Annotated in this window: 1 protein-coding gene and 1 pseudogene; both read right to left on the bottom strand. The window is 73.6% G+C overall.

The annotated features are described in order from the left end of the window. Positions 1–619 (bottom strand): annotated as a pseudogene (locus tag KBX53_RS31395) (ATP-binding protein); the annotation flags it as partial. A gap of 65 nt (positions 620–684) precedes the next feature. Then, positions 685–1960, bottom strand: a 1276-nt coding sequence (locus KBX53_RS31390; protein ID WP_210863376.1) for a cobaltochelatase subunit CobN, incomplete at its 5' end; no start/stop codon positions are given.

Below are 1960 nucleotides of genomic sequence, written 5' to 3'. Positions count from 1 at the left end.
GGATCTCCGGGTCCCGGCTGGCGTTCACCTCCACGGTGAGCCCGAACCGGTCGAGCAACTGCGGGCGCAGCTCGCCCTCCTCCGGGTTCATCGTGCCGACCAGCAGGAACCGGGCCGCGTGGCTGACCGAGACGCCCTCCCGCTCCACGTGGCTGCGGCCCATCGCCGCCGCGTCGAGCAGCAGGTCGACCAGGTGGTCGTGCAGCAGATTGACCTCGTCGACGTAGAGCACCCCCCGGTGCGCGGCGGCGAGCAGACCCGGCTCGAACGCGCGGACCCCCTCGCCGATCGCCTTCTCCAGGTCCAGCGCGCCGACCACCCGGTCCTCGGCGGCGCCCACCGGCAGCTCGACCAGGCGGGCCGGGCGGGTCTCGGCGGCGGCGTCGGCCGGATGCGGGCCGTCCGGGCAGGCCGGGTCGGGCCCGGCCGGGTCACAACCGAACCGGCAACCGGCCACCTGGCGCACCGGGGGCAGCAGCGCGGCGAGGGCCCGCACGGCGGTGGACTTCGCGGTGCCCTTCTCGCCCCGGACCAGGACCCCGCCGATCGCCGGGGAGACCGCGTTGAGCAGCAGGGCCAACCGCATGTCGGCCATACCGAGCACCGCGCTGAAGGGATAAGTCGCCACGGCGCCTCCTTTCGTTCGCGACTGCGAGGCTCGCAAAACCGGCTCACTCCTCGCGCTCACGCCCGGTCCTCCAGGTCGCCCTCGCTGGCCAGGTACGTGTCGCGCAGCCGGTCGAGGGTGCTCGGCTCCGGTGCGGCCCACAGCCCCCGGTCGGCGGCCTCCAACAGCCGCTCGGTGATGCCGCGCAGCGCCCACGGGTTGGACCGCTCCAGGAACTCCCGGGTGGTGTCGTCGAAGAGGTACGCGGCGGCCAGGTGTTCGTACATCCAGTCGTCGACGACACCAGCGGTGGCGTCGTAGCCGAACAGGTAGTCCACTGTGGCCGCCAGCTCGAACGCGCCCTTGTAGCCGTGCCGGCGCATCGCGGCGATCCACTTCGGGTTGACCACCCGGGCCCGGAACACCCGCCGGGTCTCCTCACCCAGCGTGCGGGTGCGCACGTCGTGCGGCATCGCCGAGTCACCCACGTACGCCTGCGGTGACGTGCCGGTGAGGTGGCGGACCATCGCCACCATCCCGCCGTGGTACTGGAAGTAGTCGTCGGAGTCGACGATGTCGTGCTCGCGGGTGTCCTGGTTCTTCACCGCCACCGCGATCCGGGCGAACGAGCGTTCCATGTCGGCGCGCGCCTCCCGCCCGTCCAGGCCCCGGCCGTACGCGTAGCCGCCCCACACCGCGTACACCTCGGCCAGGTCGGCGTCGCTGCGCCACGTCCGGGCGTCGATCAGGGGCAGCAGCCCCGCCCCGTACGCGCCGGGCTTGGAGCCGAAGATCCGGGCGGTGGCCCGCCGCTCGTCGCCGTGCTCGGCGAGGTCGGCGGCGACGTGCGCGCGCAGGTAGTTCTCCTCGTCCGGCTCGTCCAGGGCGGCGACCCGCCGGACGGCGTCGTCGAGCAGCGCCACGACGTGCGGGAACGCGTCGCGGAAGAAACCGGAGATGCGCACCGTGACGTCGACGCGCGGCCGGCCCAGCTCGGCGGTCGGCACCACCTCGATGCCGGTGACCCGCCGGGACCTGTCGTCCCAGACCGGCCGGCAGCCCAGCAACGCGAGCACCTCGGCGATGTCGTCACCCTGGGTCCGCATGGCGCTGGTGCCCCACACTGTCAACCCCACCGACCGGGGGTACCCGCCGGTGTCGGCGAGGTGCCGGGCCAGCAGCGAGTCGGCGAGGGCCACCCCGACGTCCCAGGCGTTGCGGCTGGGGATGGCCTTCGGGTCGACGGAGTAGAAGTTGCGGCCGGTGGGCAGCACGTTGACCAGGCCCCGGGTGGGTGAACCGGACGGGCCGGGCGGCACGAACCTCCCGTCGAGCGCGCCGAGGGTGTGGGTC

The sequence above is a fragment of the Micromonospora sp. M51 genome (assembly GCF_018070305.1).
Taxonomy (GTDB): domain Bacteria; phylum Actinomycetota; class Actinomycetes; order Mycobacteriales; family Micromonosporaceae; genus Micromonospora; species Micromonospora parva.
This window is presented reverse-complemented; position numbering and strand designations above follow the sequence as displayed.